Origin of the sequence: Streptomyces sp. NPDC086777, from assembly GCF_040702065.1 — a bacterium.
GTDB lineage: Bacteria > Actinomycetota > Actinomycetes > Streptomycetales > Streptomycetaceae > Streptomyces.
Map to the genome: position 1 here is coordinate 370,803 of NZ_JBFBJI010000003.1, position 17,489 is coordinate 388,291.

Sequence of the window (17,489 nt, forward strand, 5' to 3'; positions counted from 1 at the left end):
GGTGCTCCTGCCGGCCCTTCGGGGTGGGCGTGGGGCGTGGGGTTATGCGGTGGGCTCGCCGCCGAAGCGCTCCTTGTACGTCTCCAGGTCCTCGTCCGTGAGCTTCGCGAACAGGACCGGGGGCACGGTGAAGGGGGTGCCCGCCGGGACGGCGGTCAGTGCCCTCGCCTCGTCGGCGGTGACCCAGGCCGCGGTGTCGTCGGCGAGGGCGAACGCCTCGCGCATCGTCTTCGCCGTCGCCGGGATGAAGGGCTCCGAGACCACCGCGTAGAGGTGGATCAGGTTCATCGCGGTGCGCAGGGTCAGGGCCGCGCCGTCCTTGTCGGTCTTGATCTCCAGCCAGGGGGCCTTCTCCTCAAGGTAGGAGTTGCCGGCCGACCACAGGGCACGCAGGGCCGCGGCGGCCTTGCGGAACTGGAGGGACTCCATGTGGGACTCGTACTCGGCGAGGAGCGCGGCGATCTCCCCGCCGAGCTTCGCCTCCGCCTCGCCGGGGGTGCCGCCGGCCGGGACGTCGTCGCCGAAGCGCTTCTTCGAGAACGACAGGACGCGGTTGACGAAGTTGCCGAGGGTGTCGGCCAGGTCCTTGTTCACCGTCGCCGTGAAGTGCTCCCAGGTGAAGGACGAGTCGTCCGACTCGGGGGCGTTGGCGATGAGGAAGTAGCGCCAGTAGTCGGCGGGCAGGATGTCGAGGGCCTGGTCGGTGAAGACGCCGCGCTTCTGCGAGGTGGAGAACTTGCCGCCGTAGTACGTCAGCCAGTTGAAGGCCTTGACGTAGTCGACCTTCTTCCACGGCTCGCGGACGCCGAGCTCGGTGGCCGGGAACATCACCGTGTGGAAGGGGACGTTGTCCTTCGCCATGAACTCCGTGTAGCGGACGTCGGTGTCGACGTCGTACCACCAGGACTTCCAGTCGCGGTTCTCCGGGTCCTGGTCGGCCCACTCCTTCGTCGCGCCGATGTACTCGATCGGGGCGTCGAACCAGACGTAGAAGACCTTGCCCTCGGCCGCCAGCTCCGGCCAGGTGTCGGCCGGGACCGGCACGCCCCAGTCCAGGTCGCGGGTGATCGCGCGGTCGTGCAGGCCCTCGGTCAGCCACTTGTGGGCGATCGAGGAGGCCAGCTGCGGCCAGTCCTTGTCGTGCTTGGAGACCCACTCGCGGACCTCGTTCTCCAGCTTGGACTGGAGCAGGAAGAGGTGCTTGGTCTCGCGGATCTCCAGGTCGGTGGAGCCGGAGATCGCCGAGCGCGGGTTGATCAGGTCGGTCGGGTCCAGGACGCGGGTGCAGTTCTCGCACTGGTCGCCGCGGGCCTTGTCGTAGCCGCAGTGCGGGCAGGTGCCCTCGACGTAGCGGTCCGGGAGGAAGCGGCCGTCGACCGGGGAGTACACCTGGCGGATCGACCGCTCCTCGATGAAGCCGTTCTCGTTCAGGCGGCGGGCGAAGTGCTGGGTGATCTCGCGGTTCTCGGGGGAGGAGCTCCGGCCGAAGTAGTCGAACGCGAGTGCGAAGCCGTCGTAGACCGCCTTCTGCGCGTCGTGCGCCTGGGCGCAGAACTCGTCCACCGGGAGGCCCTGCTCCTTCGCCGCGAGCTCGGCGGGGGTGCCGTGCTCGTCCGTGGCGCAGATGTACAGGACGTCGTGGCCGCGCTGGCGGAGGTACCGGGAGTACACGTCCGCCGGGAGCATGGACCCCACCATGTTGCCCAGGTGCTTGATCCCGTTGATGTACGGAAGGGCGCTGGTGATGAGGTGTCGAGCCATCGGGGGCTGCTCCCAGGTCGGTCTGTTGCTGTTATTGCGAACCTTGAAATCGTAGCCGACATGTGTATGCCGCCCGCTTCCCGTTTTATTGGGTGAGAAGCGGGCGGCATGGGTGTGCGGGTGGGGCTTACGGGCGCCAGTCGATCAGGAGGCCGTCGTACAGCTCCGCGTCCGTGAGCTCCAGGGGGGTCGGGCCCGCGTGGAAGAAGGCCGTGTTGTCGGTCTTCAGCTTGCGGAGGTAGTCGAAGGCCTTGTTCTCGTGCTCGCCGAACGCGACGAAGGAGAAGAAGACCGAGGGATGGGACTTCGCGGCGTCCGTGAGGGACTGGGTGGCCGGGGTCTTCGCGTCCGGGGCGCCGTCGGTCTGGAAGACGACGAGGGCGGGGGTGCCGGCCTTGCCGTGGTGCTCGTCGTAGTGCGCGAGTACGGATTCGACGGCGGCGTGGTAGCTGGTACGGCCCATGCGGCCGAGACCGGCGTGGGCCTCGTCGATCGCGTTCTCGGGGGAGGCGGGGGTGAGGTCGGTGGTGCCGTCGAGCTCGGTGGAGAAGAAGACGACGTGCACGGAGGGGGTCTCGCCGTCCGGGGTGAGGCGGGTGGCGAGGGCGAGGGTCTGGTCGGCGAGGGCCGCGGCGGAGCCGTCCTTGTAGTAGCCGCGCATGCTCGCGGAGCGGTCGAGGACGAGGTAGGTGGCGGCCTGGGTGCCGGTGAGGCCGGCCTTGGCGAGGGCGGACGTCGCGGCGTCGCCGGGTGCCGTGGCCTCGGCTTCGCCTTCGGCCGTCGTGTTCCCACCCGCACCACCCGTGACGGTCTCGTCGTCGGGTGCGGGTGGCCCCTGCGGGGCGGACTCGCCGTCGGCGGCCGCGGCGGGCTCCGGGGCGGCGGTCTCGGCCGGAGCCTCGACCGGGTCGGGGGCGGGTTCCGGGGTGGCTTCGGCGACCGGGTCGGAGGTTGGTTCCGTGACGGCCTCGGCGACCGGCTCGGGCTCGGTTTCGGCCGCCGGGTCCGGGGTGGGTTCCGGCTCGGTTTCGGCCGCCGGGTCCGGGGTGGGTTCCGGCTCGGTTTCGGCCGCCGGGTCCGGGGTGGTTTCGGCGGCCGGCTCCGATGTGGGTTCCGGGGCCGGGGTTGTTTCCTCGGCCGGGGGTGTCGGGGCCAGGGTTTCCGTCGGTGTCGTCGGCTCCAGCACGACCTCGGCCTCGACCTTGATCACCGGGTCGGGGGTGGTGTCGGGCTCGGGCTTGAGGTCGACCTCCGGCTCGATCAGGCGGGTCGCCTGCTTCGGAACCGTGACGTTGTCGAAGGCGGCCGAGACCAGATCGTGCTCCTCCGACGTCGCCGGGCGGGGCTCCGGAACCGCTGCCGATGCTTCGGCTGCCGGTGCCGGTGCTTGCTGCTTCGACTGCGAAGGGAGCTGGTCCGCACCCTCTGCCTCGGCAGGGCGCGGCTTTCGCGACCTGCCGAATGCGTTCCGCAGGAGAGTGAGAATGCCCATGTGCGCAACCCTTCGCGTGAGTTGATACCCGTCAATCGCTGGCCAGGACGGACACGTAAGGTTAGCGGCCCCAGGTTGCGATCTTGGGGAGGGTCGATGACTCCTGTCGGGCGTACGGCGGTCGAGTCCCAGCCCGTTGCCCGGCCCCCTCGGGTGCGTTCGGTTCATCTCCCGTTCGTTCGGGGGGTGTTCGGGTGTGCGGGGCCGGTATCCGGCGTCAAGCTCACATCAGGAATTCGTAAGGCGATAGTAAAGTATGGCGAGGGTGACCGGCCGCACTAGTGCGGTGAGGCGATGGCTCTGGCCGCCGCCACCTCCTGGCGCAGCGGTTCCAGGACGCTGTCCGGCGGGCCCGTGAGGTCCGTGCGGACCGCGACCAGGGTCTCGGAGCGGCGGACACCCTCCGCCAGCTCGCGCAGTTGCCGGGTCACCTGGTCGACCTCGGCCCGCTCCGGGGGCGGTGCTCCGTGCCGGACCCGGACCCGGGCCGCCGTCGTCGCGTCGACGATGCGTTCCACGGCGACGACCAGGGGCCACCAGGCCGCCGCCCGGCGGCCGGTGGGCGGCGGCTCCGTCAGGGCGCGCTGGAACTCCGTGCGGACCACGGACAGGTCACGGTAGAGACGGCGCCGCAGCCGGGCCCGGGCGGCGGGTTCCGCCCCCGGTCTGAAGGCCAGCTCGACATAGGCGGCCGTGTCCGCGACCGCGTCGGCCAGCCGGTCGCCGACCCGGGTGCGCCAGCTCTCCGGCCACAGCAGGTACCCGGCGACCAGCGCGATCCCGCAGCCCATCAGGGAGTCGAGGAGCCGGGGCAGGAGCAGCGCCGTGCCCTGGTGGTTCAGGTTGTCGGAGAGGAGCAGGATGACCGGGGTGATGGCGGCGGTCTGGAAGCCGTAGCCCCGGGGGGTCAGCGCCGGGACCAGCGGCGCCAGGACCATCATCACCGGCACGTCCCACCAGCCGCGCGGTACGACGGCGAGGACCGTCGCGGCCACCACCAGGCCCACCACCGTGCCGAGCGCGCGCAGCAGCGCCCGGGAGAAGACCGAGCCGAAGTCGGGCTTGAGGACGAAGGTGACGGTGAGGGCGACCCAGTAGGAGCGCGGGACGGGCACGAGGGAGACCAGGGCCTGTGCGATGCCGATGCACAGCGCGAGGCGGATGCCGTAGCGCCGGGAGTTGGCGGAGAGGACGACGTTGCGGGCGGCCCGCGCGGTGCGGATACGGAGGGCGGCGGGGCGGCCCAGGCGGTCGTCGATGCCGCGTGGATCGACGTCCGGGGCGGTGGCGACCTCGGCGACGTGCCGCAGGGCGTGGTCGACGGCGCGGCCCGTCTCGTTGCGGGGCTCGGGCAGGTCCAGCCCTGCCGGGCCGGTGTAGCCGGTCTCGACGGCGTCGGCGATGCGCAGGACCGCCGCCGGGACCTCGGGCGGCAGCGGCTTGCCGGCGCGGCGGGCGAGGCGCACGGCCGGTGCGGCCTCCACGACCGGCGTGATCGCGTTCAACTGGGCCAGCATCCGGGTGAGTTCACGGTTGCGACCGCGGTACCGGGTGCGCCGGGCCAGGATCAGGTCGTACGCCTGGTTCAGCGACTGGGTGACGGCGTGCCGGGCGCCGTCGTACGCCTCGTCGTCCTCGCCGTCGCTGACGGACAGCAGGTCGGCGACCGTGCGGTAGGTGGCGGCGACCGCCGCGCGCTCGGGTACGCCCGAGCGCAGCGGCCAGGCGAGCAGGGCGAACAGCAGGACGAGCAGGCCGCCGCCGGTCATCAGCACCGGGGTGAGCCACCAGGCGCCGGGCAGCGGCAGGCCCGCGCCGATGACGGAGTTGAGCAGGAGCAGCAGGCCGGAGACGGAGGACACCGCGCCGATCGTCGAGATCATCCCGGAGAGCAGCGCGATGCCGGTGATCACGGCGACCGTGAGCCAGCCCTGGCCGTAGACCAGCGAGCCGGCGGTGACGCCGACGGCGCCGAAGAGCTGCGGGACGGCGATGTTGAGGATCCGCATCCGGTAGGCGTCGGCGGTGTCGCCGATGACCCCGGACAGGGCGCCCATCGAGGCCAGTGCCCCGTACGCGGGCCGGCCGGCCGCGAGGCCGACGGCGAGCGGGAGGCTCATGGCGAGCGCCGCGCGGGCGAGGGCGGCCCGGTTGAGGGGGGCGGCCTGCTGGGGCCGGAGATTCCTTACCAGCCAGTCGGGAGGGTTGAGGCCGATCGGGAACTCGCGGGACATGCGGTCATTATCAGTGCTTGTGCCGGTGGCACGTGATGTCCACGACGAGGGCCCGCCGGCCGGTGTCGGCCGGGTGCGGGACCGGGGTGGGAGGGGTGTCGCGCGGTGCGCGGGATCACGCTTCCCCGTCCACCCGGGCCAGGAACTCCCCCAGCGCCCGGTTGAACTCCTCGGGCCGCTCCAGGTTGGGCAGGTGGGACGCCCCGGCGATGATCCGGAGGGCGGAGTCGGCCAGGAGGGCGTGCATCGCCTCGGCGTCGGAGACCGGGGTGTACTCGTCGGCCGCGCCGACCACGACCAGGGCGGGGACCGTCGCAGCGGCCAGCACGGGCCGGTAGTCGGGGCGTTCGGCGCGGCCGCGCAGGGCCGCCGCGGCGCCCTCGGGGTGGGTGGCCGTCATCATGCGGTGGACGTGTGCCTTCACGTCGGGGTGGGCGTCCGGGGCGACCATCTTCTCCAGGACCTCGTCGGCGTAGCCGCGCATGCCCTCGCGCAGGAGCCGGTCGGCCATGGCGTTCCTCGCCCGTCTGCCTCCGGGGGTCTCCGGGTCGGCGAAGGTGTCGGCCAGCACCAGGCCCCGGACGCGTTCGGGGCCGAGGCGGTCGTAGCACTCCATCGCGATCTGGCCGCCCATCGACAGGCCGGCGACCACGCAGGTCCGTACGCCCAGCGTGTCGAGGAGTTCCCCGATGTCCGCCGCGAAGCGGGAGAGCGGGGTGCGGCCGGGGGTGACCGGGGAGGCGCCGTAACCGCGCAGGTCGGGGGCGACCACCCGGCGGGTGGCGGCGAAGGCGGTGTGCTGGGGGTGCCACATCGTGCGGTCGAAGGGGTGGCCGTGGACGAGGAGGAGAGGGGTTCGCGCGGTATGCGGGTCATTGTCGTCGTATGCGAGGAAGGGGGGCATGCGGACGACCCTAGGGACCCGCAACTCCTCGGTGCAATAAAATCTTTGCTCTCGGTGCAATGAGCGGGGGGACCGTGGACGACTTCCGGGGTATCGCCGACCGGATCGCGCTGGACATCGCGCGGGGGCGGCTGCGGGCCGGGCAACGCCTGCCTCCACAAAGGGCGTTCGCGCGACGGCACGGGATCGCCGCCTCGACCGCCGGGCGGGTGTACGCCGAACTCGTGCGGCGCGGGCTGGTGGTGGGCGAGGTCGGGCGGGGGACGTTCGTGCGGGCCGCACAGGCCGCGCCGCAGGGGCGGGCGCTGGTCGAGGCCGGCGGCGGTGCCGCGCGCGTCAACCTGGAGCTCAACTACCCGTCCGTGCCCGGTCAGTCGGAGCTGCTGGCCCCGGCCCTCGCCCCGCTGCTGCGGCCGGACACGCTCACCGGCGCCCTCCGGCCGGCCGCCGCCGACGGCACCCCGCACGCCAGGGAGGCCGCCGCCGCGCTGCTCGCCACCGGTGACTGGCACCCCGACCCCGGCCGCGTCCTGTTCACCGGCAACGCCCGGCAGGCGATCGCCGCCACCCTGGGGTCCCTGGTGCGGCCGGGCGGCCGGGTCGGGGTGGAACCGCTGACGTATCCGCTGGTCAAGGAGATCGCCGGGCGGCTCGGCATCACGCTCGTCCCGGTGCGGGCGGACGGGGACGGGCCCGTCGCCGAGTCCGTGCTCGCCGTGCACCGCGCCGCGCCGCTCTCCGCGCTCTATCTCCAGCCGACCCTGCACAACCCGACGTCGGTGACCGTCCCGGCCGAGCGCCGCCTGCACCTCGCGCGGGTGGTGGACGACCTGGGGCTGCCGGTCGTGGAGGACCGGATCTGGTCGTTCCTGCACCGCGACCCCGGGCCGCCGCCGCTCGCCGCCCTGGCGCCGCGGCTCGTCCATCTCGTCGACGGACTCTCCAAGCGGGTCGCGCCCGGTCTCACCGCCGGGTTCGCCGTCGTACCCGAGGACCGGGTCGCCGCGGTGGCGGCGGCGGTGCGGTCCGGGGGATGGAGCGCGGGGACGTTCGCGCTGGAGGCGGCGGTGCGCTGGATCGGGGACGGGACCGTGGCGCGGCTCGTGGCGGCCAAGCGGGAGCAGGCCGCACGTCGGCAGCGGCTGGTCCGCGAGGCGCTGGCCGGGTTCGCCGTACACGCCGATCCGCACGGGTACTTCGCCTGGTGGGAGCTGCCCGAGCCGTGGCGGGCGGACGGGTTCACGGCGGCCGCGGCCGCCCACGGGATCGCGGTCACGCCGGGTACCGCCTTCCGCGTCGACCCGAAGCGGACGCCGGACGCGGTACGGCTCGGGCTCGCGTCGGCCGCGGAGCCGGAACTGGCGGGGTCGCTGCGGACGCTGGCCGCCCTCGCGGCGCGCGGTCCGCGACGGCCCCCGGCGGACGGTCGGTCCGGCAGGCCGTCGCAGTCCGGCACCCTGTAGGTGGTGTCGGCGTAACCGCCGGTGTTCCGTACCGGTGGCCGTCGCCCCGCCACGGTGGTCGGCCGGGGCGCCCGCCCGACGACTCCCGGAGGAGCAGCCGGTCACATGACGGGCATGTTCTGGTCGGGAGACTGTGAATCGGCCCTGAGGGACGCGGAATCGGCGGTGCCGGCGGCCTGCTGCCGCCGCTCCTCGGGCCCGGACCGGCGCAGGCGTCCGCCGATCCAGGCCAGCGCGGCCACGGTCAGGCCGAGGGCCAGCAGCAGCCAGGCGACCGTGCGCAGGGTGGACGTCAGGGCGTCGTAGACCGCGGCCGCGGCCGGGTGCGAGACGTCCGGCGGCAGGTCGGCGAGGGTGAGCCGGCGCCCGATGACGAGGGCGAGGCCGAGCAGGGCGCCGCCCAGGGCCGTGCCCAGCGCGGTCGCCGTGACGGCACGGCGGCGGCGGACGGCGAGGGCGATGCCGCCGACCGCGAAGACGACGGCCGCGACGGGCAGCCAGAAGCCGGCGACCTCGAGCACGTGGAACCCCTTCCGGAGCCGGTCCAGTTCCGTCGCCGGGAGTACCGCGACGGCCGTGTGCTGGACCGGGATACGGGCCGCGAGCGGCACATGGTCCTGGGTGAGCCGGTTTTTGACCTGGGCGGTGACCGGCGCGAGGTCGACGGTGACGGGCTCCTCGCGCTCGTCCTGCAGCGCGCGCAGCACGGCGTCGTGGGTGGCCCGGTTGCCGGCGTCCCAGGCCAGCCGGAACGCCTCCGTCTGGGTGAAGGACCGGACCGCCTCGCGTACGAACGGCGCCACCGTGCCCCGCATCGGCCGGCCGACGTCCACCTCGCGCATGATGCCGTCGCCGACGGTGGCCGCGACCGCGTCCCGGACATCCGGGTCGTCGGCCAGCGGTGCCATCGTGCTGACGTACTGTCCGGTGTCCGCCAGCCCGTACGCCGCCCAGGCCGCGAGCGCGCCGAACGGCAGCAGCAGGCAGCCCAGCACGATCAGCAGGGCCGACAGGGCGCGCCGGAGACCTGAGGGCGGCACGGTCCGTAGGGACCCCGGGGGCACTGAGGGCACTGAGGGCACGCTTCCAGGCAAGCCCCTGAGGACCGGTCAGGCGAGCGGGGCGACTGCATTCGGGGGCATCGCGGGGCGCAGGTCGGGCCGAACGGGGGTACGGCGGCGCCGGTCGCCCCGGAAACCCTTGGGGCGCCGCGCTCCGGTGGAGGGTTGACCCGAACGGGTGTTTCCTGGTGGGGGAGCGTCGTCGAGCGCCCTGAGCGGCTCGGCGACTGGTGAGGGGAAACAGGGGAAACACGTGGGCCCCGGCCGTGGGGGCCGGGGCCCACGGCCGGGGACCGCGCGCACACCTCGCGGTGCCGCGCCGGGCGGGCGGTTACCGGATGCGGTGTCCGACCGCGTCCTCGTGCGTGTAGAACCGGTAGAACATCACGATGAACGTCACCGCCGCGACCGCGAGCGACATCGCGATGCAGCGGAGGATCGATTCGCCGCTCTGGCTGTACAGGAAGCCGAAGGCGGTGCCCATGAACGCCGTCCACAGCACCGCGTGCAGTTCCCGGCGCAGCCGGGGGGCGACGGTCAGCACGCCGAACAGCACCACCGCGAAGACGAGCGCGGTCAGGAAGCCGAACAGCAGGTTCCAGCCGGTGATGGGGCCGCCCATGCGCCGGTTGGCCGCGGCCCAGTAGCCGTAGATCAGACCGGTCACGACAGGTATGGCCACCCGGGCCCTGGCGTGCATCCGGGTGCTGAACACGTCGGGCGTCCGACCGCTCCGGGGCATACCGCCGGACGTGGGTGCCGCTTGAGCCATGAGCGTGCTCCTCTCTCCTCGCCCCCCACCCTCCAGAGCACACCTGCGCGTACCCCCTGGCAAGTCGGTCAGTACATCCCGTACGACGCTCCGTACGGCGCTTCGTACGGCGCCGCCCACGACGTGCGGTGAGTCCCCGCCCGTGTTTCCCTGACTCTCGTGACCGACCACCAGGCACTGCGGCGGCGCAAGGAGCTGCTGTGGGCCAGGGGCCGCAGCGTCGCCTGGATGGCGCCGCTCCTGCTGCTCGCCGGGATCACGGCGGTCGACCTCAACACCACCGAGCGGTTCCGGATCGTCTCCTGGATCGTCCTGGTCCCCGGTATCGCGGCGGCGATCTGCGGGGTCTGGACGACGGCGGTCTTCGCGGTGCTGTCGGTCCTCGACTTCGTCGCGGTGGACAGCGCCTGGCCCCACGAGTACCGGGCCGGGCTGCCCGACTTCATCCTGGTCGCCTTCGCGGGGCTGCTGGCCGTCCTCGCCTGCGTGGTCCGCAGGAACGGCGAACGGCGGATGCTCCACATGCGGGACATCGCCGAGACCACCCTGCGGACCGTGCTGCGACCGCTGCCGCAGGAGTGGGCCGGGCTGGAGCACGCGGCGGTGTATCTCGCCGCGGACAGCCAGGCCCGGGTGGGCGGCGACTTCTACGACATCCAGCCGGGGCTGTACGGCACGCGGGTGCTGGTCGGGGACGTCCAGGGCAAGGGGCTGGGGGCGGTGGAGACGGCGGCCGCGCTGCTGGGGACGTTCCGCGAGGCGGCGTACCACGAGCGCGACCTGGCGACGGTGGCCGACCGGCTGGAGACCCGGATGATCCGGCACCGGCGCCATACGGTGGCGCTGGGCCGGGACGACGGGGACCGCTTCGCCACGGCGGTCCTGCTGGGCTTCCCGCCGGACGCCCCGGACGTCGTGGAACTCGTCAACTTCGGCCACGAGCCGCCGCTGGCGGTGGGGCCGGCGGGGGCACGTCCCCTGCCCCCGGGCCACGGACTCCCCCTCGGCATGGCCGACCTCACCACGGAGACCGGGCCGCCCCCCACCCTCACCGTCACCGTCGCCCCCGACGAGACCCTCCTCATCACCACGGACGGCGTCACGGAGGCCAGAAACGGCGACGGCACCTTCTACTCCCTCCCCGACGCCGCAGCCCGCGCCCCCGTCCTCGACCCCGCCCACCTCGTCGCCCACATCCGCGCCGGCGTCCTCCAGCACAGCCACGGCCACCTCACCGACGACACCACCATCTTCGCCGTACGCCGCACCCCACCCCCGTAGAGACGGCGACGCCGTGACTGCCACGCCCCGTCAGGGGCGCGGGGAACTGCGCGGCCAGCCGCGACGGTGGGTCACTTCGCGACGGTCCGGCGGCGGCTTGCGGCAGGTTCGGCACCGCCGGGCAGCACCGTTCGGGCGCGGGACTGCCACGCCCCGTCAGGGGCGCGGGGAACTGCGCGGCCAGCCGCGACGGTGGGTCACTCCGCGACGGTCCGGCGGTCCGGCGGCGGCTTGCGGCAGGTTCGGCACCGCCGGGCAGCACCGTCGTGGCTGAGCGCCGTCGCGGCGGAAAAAGATGGCGGAGAGAGGACGGGACGTGGGGGCGGCCGCGGGGAAGAGCGGGAAGCGGGGTGGTGGCGGGGGAAAAAAGAGGACGGGAGGTGGGGGCGGGGCGGGAAGAAGACGGGAAGTGGGGGCGGTGGGAAGGGCGGGAAGTGGGGGAGGGTGGGGGGCGGGATGGTTGGGTGGGGGAAGGTGGGCTGTGGTGCTCGGTTTGCAGGCGCAGCGGTTACCGTGCTGGCGTAAGTGAAACAGGGGACAAAGGGGGAGGGCCCGATGCCCGGAACCGTGCTGCTGATCGCGGCCTCGCCGACAGGCAAAGCACGCATGGTGGACGCGGCCTCCGTGCTCCCCGTGCTCGCGGCCGTGCCCCCGGCGATACTCTCCGGCACGGAGACCGCGAACGTCGTCGAACTCGCCGACCCCCTGGAGCCGCAGGCCGTGCTGACCCGGCTGCGCGCCGCCGCGGCCGCCCCCGGCCCGCTCACCGTGTTCGTCACGGGCCAGCTCCATCTGGACCGCAGGCAGCGGCTGCCGCACCTCGCGCTGGCCCGGACCACAGCCGCCACCGTCCGCTACACCGGCCTGCCCTGGCACTGGGTCCGGGAGGAGCTGCGGCTGCGCCCGCCCGGGGCCACGACGCTGGTGCTCGATCTGCACGCGGACCACGAGGTCTGGGAGCAGTTGCACGCGGTGCCGTTCGACTGCGGGCGCAACAACGCCGTGCACGGGCGGATCGCGCCGCCCCCCGCCCGGCGGGAGATCGCCGCACCGTCGTACATGAAGGCCGTGGCGACCGTGCTGCGGAGCGGGTACCGGCCGGCGATGGCGGAGCTGCACCGGCAGGTGCTCGCGCGGCTGGGGGCGGACGTCGCCGCCGACATCCTGCTCAGCACGCACACCCCGGACACCGGGGATCCGCACGACGCCATCAGCGCGGCCGTACGGGACGGGCGGTACGCGGAGGCGGACGAGCTCGCCGCCCGCTGGGAGCAGGCGGCCGCCCGGGCGCACGGGCCGGCCTCCGAGGACGCCCTGCACTGGTCCGAGGTACGGGCCGACCTCGCGATGTTCGCGGGGGACGCGGCGCGCAGCTGCCGTACCTGGCTGACCGTCGCCGCCGCCCGCCTGGGCGCCGGGCAGCCGGCCGACGCACCGGCCGTCGAGGCGGCCGTGGACCGGGCCCACCACCAGTGGGGCGCCATCAAGGACGCGGCGCGGGCCCGTGAACTCGGGCCCGCGCTCGCGGAGTTGAGACTGAGGGTGCCGGGCCGTCGGGAGGGTGCCCTGGACCACGTCCAGCAGCATCTCCGGCAGCTGCAGACCCAGTGACAGGGTTCAGCTCGTGAACGTGAAGTACTTCCAGGCGCCGTACGTCGTGGAGTTGACCGTGTCGCCGGACGCCCCGTCGATGTAGTCGGAGCGGACGCGGAAGCGCCAGCCGACGTCTCCCTTGTGGCTGCCGGCGAACTCGACCTGCGAGACCCCGCTGGTGGCCAGCGCGAAGTACTTCGAGGTGTCCGCGTACCACCTGCCCTGGTAGTAGACCTGGAAGTCGAACCGCTGGGCACGGCCGCCGTAGTACGGCATCTTGGTCGTGAACAGCGGGTTCTTGGTCTTGTGGAAGTAGTAGTAGGTCTGACCCCAGGCCTTCTTCGACTTGTACTGGCGGCTGACCGTCATGGAGATGCCGACCTTCGCGCCCGACCAGCTGGACACCGACCGCGGCTGCCAGCGGGCGTCGCCCGCGAACTTGGCGGTGACCTTGGTGTCCCGCTTCAGGTCGACGACCACGGACAGGTTGCCGTGCGAGTCGACCTTCCCGGACTTCACCAGCTTGTTGGGCTTGTCCGAACCGGCCGGGTCGGCCCAGAGCTCCACCGTGCGGTTCTTGTACGTGGTGCCGAGATGGGCCGTGAACTTCACGTCCTTCCCGTACGTGTACACCTTGCCGTTGTTGTTCAGCGTCAGCGTCGGCTTGGCACGGGAGACGTCCACGGTGTCCTTGGCGGAGGCGGCCGTGTGCTCGCCGTCGCCCGCGTAGGAGACCTTGTACGTCACCTTGCCGCCGGCCGGCGGGGTGTCGGTGAAGGAGTAGGTGCCGTCGGCCTTGACGGTGACGGCGGGCAGCGCCTTCCCGGCCGGGGAGTCCAGGTCGGTGCGGACGACGGTGACCTGGGTGCCGGCGGGCAGCGCGGTCGTCGAGGAGAGCGTGCCGGTGACCTCCAGCTGCTTGCCGCGGGTCGCCGACGCCGGGGCGTTCACCGTGACGGTGGTGGCCGCCCGGCCCGGGCTGTCGTACTCGCGCAGGGAGTACACGTTCGCGTCGTTGTACGTCACCGCGAACAGCCGGGAGCCGTCCGGCGCCCAGCTCAGGCCGCCGGCGGCGAGCGTGTCGGCGCCGCTGGACGTGCCCGTGTTGGGGAAGTCGTACGTGCGCACGGCCTCGCTGCTGCCCGGGTGGAAGATGTAGACGTCCGGGTCGTACCAGGCGAAGCTGCCACCCGCGACCGTGCCGTCGGGCGCGACGGCCACGGAGTTCGGGTAGGCGGTGCTGGTGTACTTGCCGTCCTCGTTGAGGTCGGAGGTCCTGAACACCTGGTGGTAGTAGGGTGCTCCGCTGGCCACCACGACGTCCTTGCCGTCGGGGGTGACCTGGAGGTCGCCGAGGTTGCTGCCGGCGTCGCGGGTGCTCGCCAGCTTGGTCGCGGTGCCCGACGAGACGTCGTAGGAGGCCAGCTCGACCGGGCTCTGGCCGGGCGCGCCCGCGACCAGGGTGCCGGAGCCGGGAGCCGCGTCCAGGACCGGCGCCTGGTACCAGCTGTTGTCCTGGCCGAGGGCGACCGTGTGGTCGCCGGTCAGGTCGAGCGAGCCGATGTTGCCGGCCGCGGCACCGCCGTAGCCGAACCACAGCTTGCCGCCGGCGAGGGCGACGCTCAGCGGCTTGTCGCCGACCGTGTAACGGGTGGTCTCGGTGTCGGTCGCGGTGTCGACGACGGCGATGGCGTCCAGGTCCTGCACCGCCGCGTAGAGCGTTCCGGAGTCGGCCGACAGTTCGAGGCCGCTGACCCCCGACAGGTTGGTCGTCAGCTGCTTGAGCACGTTGCCCGAGTAGTCGGTGACGACGATCTTGCCGTTGGTCGGGTCGCTGATGAAGACCTGCCGGTGGGCGCCGTCGACGACGATGTCACCGAGCGACTTGACCGGCAGGAGCGCGCTGGAGTCGGCGTAGGCCGGAGCGGCGGCCAGGGCCGCGGAGCTGAAGAGGACCGCCAGGGTGGTGGCGGCCGTGACGGTGCGGATACGCACGCTGATTCGAACCCCCCGGATCGAAAGAAGTGGACGCCACGGAACGCGGCTCACGGATGTGTGCGCTTGCTGTGGGCCGCGTGTGGCGGATGTGAGGAAGACTAGGTCATGCCACTGACAACCGGCATCCGGGATTCGGGGGCGGGGGGGCCGGATCCCGTCAGGCGTACGCGTCGAACATGATCGCGCTCGGCTTGGCCTTGTTGAGGTGGTCGTCGAACTTGGCGTCCTGGAGCGGGAAGTTGGCGTCGCCCCAGTCGGAGGCGTTCAGGATGTCGCGGAGGTTGGACGCCATGTTGTCCCAGGTCAGCAGGTTCTCCTGGTGCCAGGCGGCGTCGTCGTTCTCCGGGGTCTCGCCCCACTTGGCGAACCGGAAGTCATGGGTGCTCAGGCCGTCCTTGTGGTAGACGACCTGCACGCGCTGGCTGCTCATCGGCACGTCGGCGACCGCCTCGGTCTCGAAGTCGCCGTGCTGGGAGGCGGACAGGTACGACGGGTGGTCGGCGCCCTGCTCGACCCAGACGACGATGCACTCCCAGTCGTGGCGGTGCCCGATGCCCGGGGAGGCCTCGTCCTTCTCGAAGTAGCTGGCGTAGATGATCCCGCACCAGCCGTTGTCGCACTTGGCCCGCGAGTAGGTGTTGGCGTGGTCGAGGTGGCCGGTGCGGCAGCTGCCGGTGACGGAACCGGTCGGCTTCAGGCCGCCGTTGAGGTTGCCGTCGGGGTCGATGGCGGCGGCCGGGTAGCAGCTGTCGGTGTCATAGTCGTACAGCGGCTCGAAGAACTTCTGGAACGTGGTCGCGTTCTCCGGGAGGTTCTGGAGCACGCCCGCCGAGGCGGTGAAGGGGAGGGTGAGGGTGAGCGCGGCGGCGCTGCCCGCCACGGCGGCGGCTCGGCCGAGGCGACGGGTTCCGGTGCGGGGCATCGGGGGCTCCAGGTGGTCGGTCCGGGGGGCCGTTGGTACGGTCCTTTCGTCCCGGACATGACATCCGGGCGCAGGCCCAAGAGTGCCGAGCGGAGCGTTCGGTGGAAGGGCTTTCTATAAAACGGAGGGCGGCATTTCGCGGAACTGGCCGCCATGCGCCCGCAGTCGGTGAACCCCCGACGGGACCGGGGGAGGGCCCCGCCGGGGGAGTTCGGGGGGCGGCGGTACGGGGCGCGCCCCGAGCGGCGGCGCGGCCGGCGGAGCGCTCAGTGCCGGGCGGTCGCCGCGGTCGGGGGGACGGGGGTGCCGTCCGTCGCCCGTGCCGGGCCGGCGTTGGCCGCGGTGATGAGCGCGGCCACGGCGATCACGGCGGCCGCGACACCGCGGGCGGTGGGGGTCCCCCCGATCGAGCGAATCCGGGACCGGGGGTGTGCGGTGGGGCGTGCGAATGTGCGTCCGAGCACGGCGACCTCGCAACAACAGGGGCGGGTTAAGCACGTTTAATTCGCGGTTTAACCTAGGGGTAGGCAGAGCTCAACGGCAAGAGGCACAGGGGGAGTTGGGGGTAATGGCAAGATGCACGAACGGGACGATCCGGAGACCATAGGGCGGCGGGTGCAGCAACTGCGCACCGAGCGGGGGCTGACCCAGCGGCAGTTGGCCGAACCGGCCTACACGCCCGCCTACATCTCCACGCTGGAGGCCGGGCGGGTCCGGGCCTCCGACGAGGCGCTGCGGCACATCGCGGGCCGGCTCGGCGTCGGCTTCGAGGAGCTGGCCAGCGGGCGTCCGGCCCACCTCGCCACCGACCTGAGGCTGCGGCTCACCGAGGCCCAGCGCACCCTGGCCACGGGCGACGCCGAGGCGGCCGCCGCCCAGTACGCGGACCTCTTCGCGGAGGCCGAGGCGCACGGGTTCGGGGTCGAACAGGCCACCGCGCTGCTCGGGATGGGCGAATGCGCCCTGGACACCGGTGACCTGGGGCAGGCCCGGGAGTTCTTCGAGCGGGCCGAGCTGTGGACGGCCGGCGAACCGCTCCCGGTGCGCGTCCCGGCGATCCGCGGCCGGGCGGTCAGCCACTATCTGGCGGGCGAGCTCCGTTACGCCGTCTACCTCCTGGAGTCCACGCTCGACGAGCTCAACCGCAGCGGCCTGCACGACCCGGACGCCCTCCTGCTGCTCTACGCCTCCGCCATCGGCCCGTACATGGACATGGGCGCCCACGCCCGTGCCGCCCAGGCCGCCGAACTCGCCCTCGCCCTCGCCCCGCAGGCCGGCGACCCCGCGCTGATCGCCCGGATGCACCGCTCCGTCGCCCGCACCCTGCTCGCCGAGGGCCGGGTCGCCGATGCCGACGCCTCCCTGGCCAAGGCCGCCGAGCTGTACCGCCAGCTCCAGCTCCGCACCGAACTCGCCAACTGTCACTGGATGCGCGGCTACGTCTACGCACAGAACGGCGAACTGGAGCGAGCGGAAGGTGAGTTGCGGGAGGCCCTCGCCATGCTGTCGGAGACCCGTGCGGCCCTGTACCGCAGCCAGGCGGCGGTCGAACTGGCCGACGTCCTGCACCGCCGGGGCAAGTCGGACGAGGCCGCCGAACTCCTCCACGACGTGCTCGGCGACTTCTCCTCCGAGCGCGGCGCGGTCCACTCGGGGGCCGCGCACCGGCTGCTCGGCATCATCGCCGAGGACGCCCGGGACACGGAGGCGGCGGAGGAGCACTACGTACGGGCGCTGAGCCTGCTGGAGCGGGCGGGCGCGGCCGGCGACCTGGCGGACCTGTGCCGCCTGCTCGGCGACCTGCTGCGCCGCACCGGCCGGGTGGAGGCGGCCCTGGACGCCTACCGCACCGGCCTCGGCCACCGCACGGCCCCGGGCACCACGACCCTGGGCCCGGCACCGGCACAGCCGCCGCTGTAGGAAGGAACCGTTCGGTCGCGCGCGGCCCGGCCGGCACGTCCGGCCGCGGGCCGGTGAGGGCTGGCCGCGGGCCGGTGAGGGCCGGCCG

12 protein-coding genes are annotated in these 17,489 nt (G+C 72.9%); 4 read left to right on the plus strand and 8 right to left on the minus strand.

Annotated elements, in window-relative coordinates; translation table 11 throughout:
* Positions 1–42 precede the first annotated feature (42 nt).
* The 4 genes from metG to AB0472_RS06640 all read right to left on the minus strand — a co-directional run bounded on the left by metG (position 43) and on the right by AB0472_RS06640 (position 6,391).
* The gene (gene metG / locus AB0472_RS06625) at positions 43–1,761 is read right to left on the minus strand and encodes a methionine--tRNA ligase (protein WP_366353941.1); all 1,719 of its coding nucleotides are present in this window, start codon (positions 1,759–1,761) and stop codon (positions 43–45) included.
* A gap of 127 nt (positions 1,762–1,888) precedes the next feature.
* A complete protein-coding gene (locus AB0472_RS06630) occupies positions 1,889–3,253 on the minus strand; it encodes a VWA domain-containing protein (protein ID WP_366353943.1) in 1,365 nt (454 codons plus the stop codon).
* A gap of 278 nt (positions 3,254–3,531) precedes the next feature.
* Complete coding sequence (locus AB0472_RS06635; protein ID WP_366353945.1) at positions 3,532–5,487, minus strand: FUSC family protein; 1,956 nt, start codon at positions 5,485–5,487, stop codon at positions 3,532–3,534.
* Between the two features lie 115 nt (positions 5,488–5,602).
* Positions 5,603–6,391: an alpha/beta hydrolase gene (locus tag AB0472_RS06640; RefSeq protein WP_366353947.1), complete on the minus strand. Its 789-nt coding sequence runs from the start codon at positions 6,389–6,391 to the stop codon at positions 5,603–5,605.
* A 74-nt stretch (positions 6,392–6,465) separates the two neighbouring features.
* On the opposite strand from AB0472_RS06640, the gene AB0472_RS06645 reads away from it, so the two are divergent.
* Positions 6,466–7,854 (plus strand): PLP-dependent aminotransferase family protein, encoded by a 1,389-nt coding sequence (locus AB0472_RS06645; protein ID WP_366354074.1) that lies wholly within the window; start codon positions 6,466–6,468, stop codon positions 7,852–7,854.
* 101 nt (positions 7,855–7,955) lie between these two features.
* Here AB0472_RS06645 and AB0472_RS06650 read toward each other — a convergent pair whose 3' ends face one another.
* On the minus strand, positions 7,956–8,894 hold the full coding sequence (locus tag AB0472_RS06650) for a hypothetical protein (protein WP_366353949.1): 939 nt from the start codon (positions 8,892–8,894) through the stop codon (positions 7,956–7,958).
* A gap of 352 nt (positions 8,895–9,246) precedes the next feature.
* Positions 9,247–9,687: a hypothetical protein gene (locus tag AB0472_RS06655; protein WP_366353951.1), complete on the minus strand. Its 441-nt coding sequence runs from the start codon at positions 9,685–9,687 to the stop codon at positions 9,247–9,249.
* A gap of 159 nt (positions 9,688–9,846) precedes the next feature.
* Between AB0472_RS06655 and AB0472_RS06660 the strand changes: the two genes are divergently transcribed.
* Both AB0472_RS06660 and AB0472_RS06665 read left to right on the plus strand, forming a co-directional pair.
* Positions 9,847–10,968, plus strand: a complete 1,122-nt coding sequence (locus AB0472_RS06660) for a PP2C family protein-serine/threonine phosphatase (RefSeq protein ID WP_366353953.1) — start codon at positions 9,847–9,849, stop codon at positions 10,966–10,968.
* Positions 10,969–11,523: 555 nt separating this feature from the next.
* Complete coding sequence (locus AB0472_RS06665; RefSeq protein WP_366353955.1) at positions 11,524–12,579, plus strand: hypothetical protein; 1,056 nt, start codon at positions 11,524–11,526, stop codon at positions 12,577–12,579.
* 6 nt (positions 12,580–12,585) lie between these two features.
* On the opposite strand, the gene AB0472_RS06670 is transcribed toward AB0472_RS06665, so the two are convergent.
* Together AB0472_RS06670 and AB0472_RS06675 are read right to left on the minus strand one after the other, a co-directional pair.
* Positions 12,586–14,556: an Ig-like domain repeat protein gene (locus tag AB0472_RS06670; protein WP_366353957.1), complete on the minus strand. Its 1,971-nt coding sequence runs from the start codon at positions 14,554–14,556 to the stop codon at positions 12,586–12,588.
* A 160-nt stretch (positions 14,557–14,716) separates the two neighbouring features.
* Positions 14,717–15,481 carry an NPP1 family protein gene (locus AB0472_RS06675; RefSeq protein ID WP_366353959.1) on the minus strand — a complete coding sequence of 255 codons (765 nt, stop codon included), beginning with the start codon at positions 15,479–15,481 and terminating at the stop codon, positions 14,717–14,719.
* A 576-nt stretch (positions 15,482–16,057) separates the two neighbouring features.
* Between AB0472_RS06675 and AB0472_RS06680 the strand changes: the two genes are divergently transcribed.
* On the plus strand, positions 16,058–17,401 hold the full coding sequence (locus tag AB0472_RS06680) for a tetratricopeptide repeat protein (RefSeq protein WP_366353960.1): 1,344 nt from the start codon (positions 16,058–16,060) through the stop codon (positions 17,399–17,401).
* The last annotated feature ends 88 nt before the right edge of the window (positions 17,402–17,489 follow it).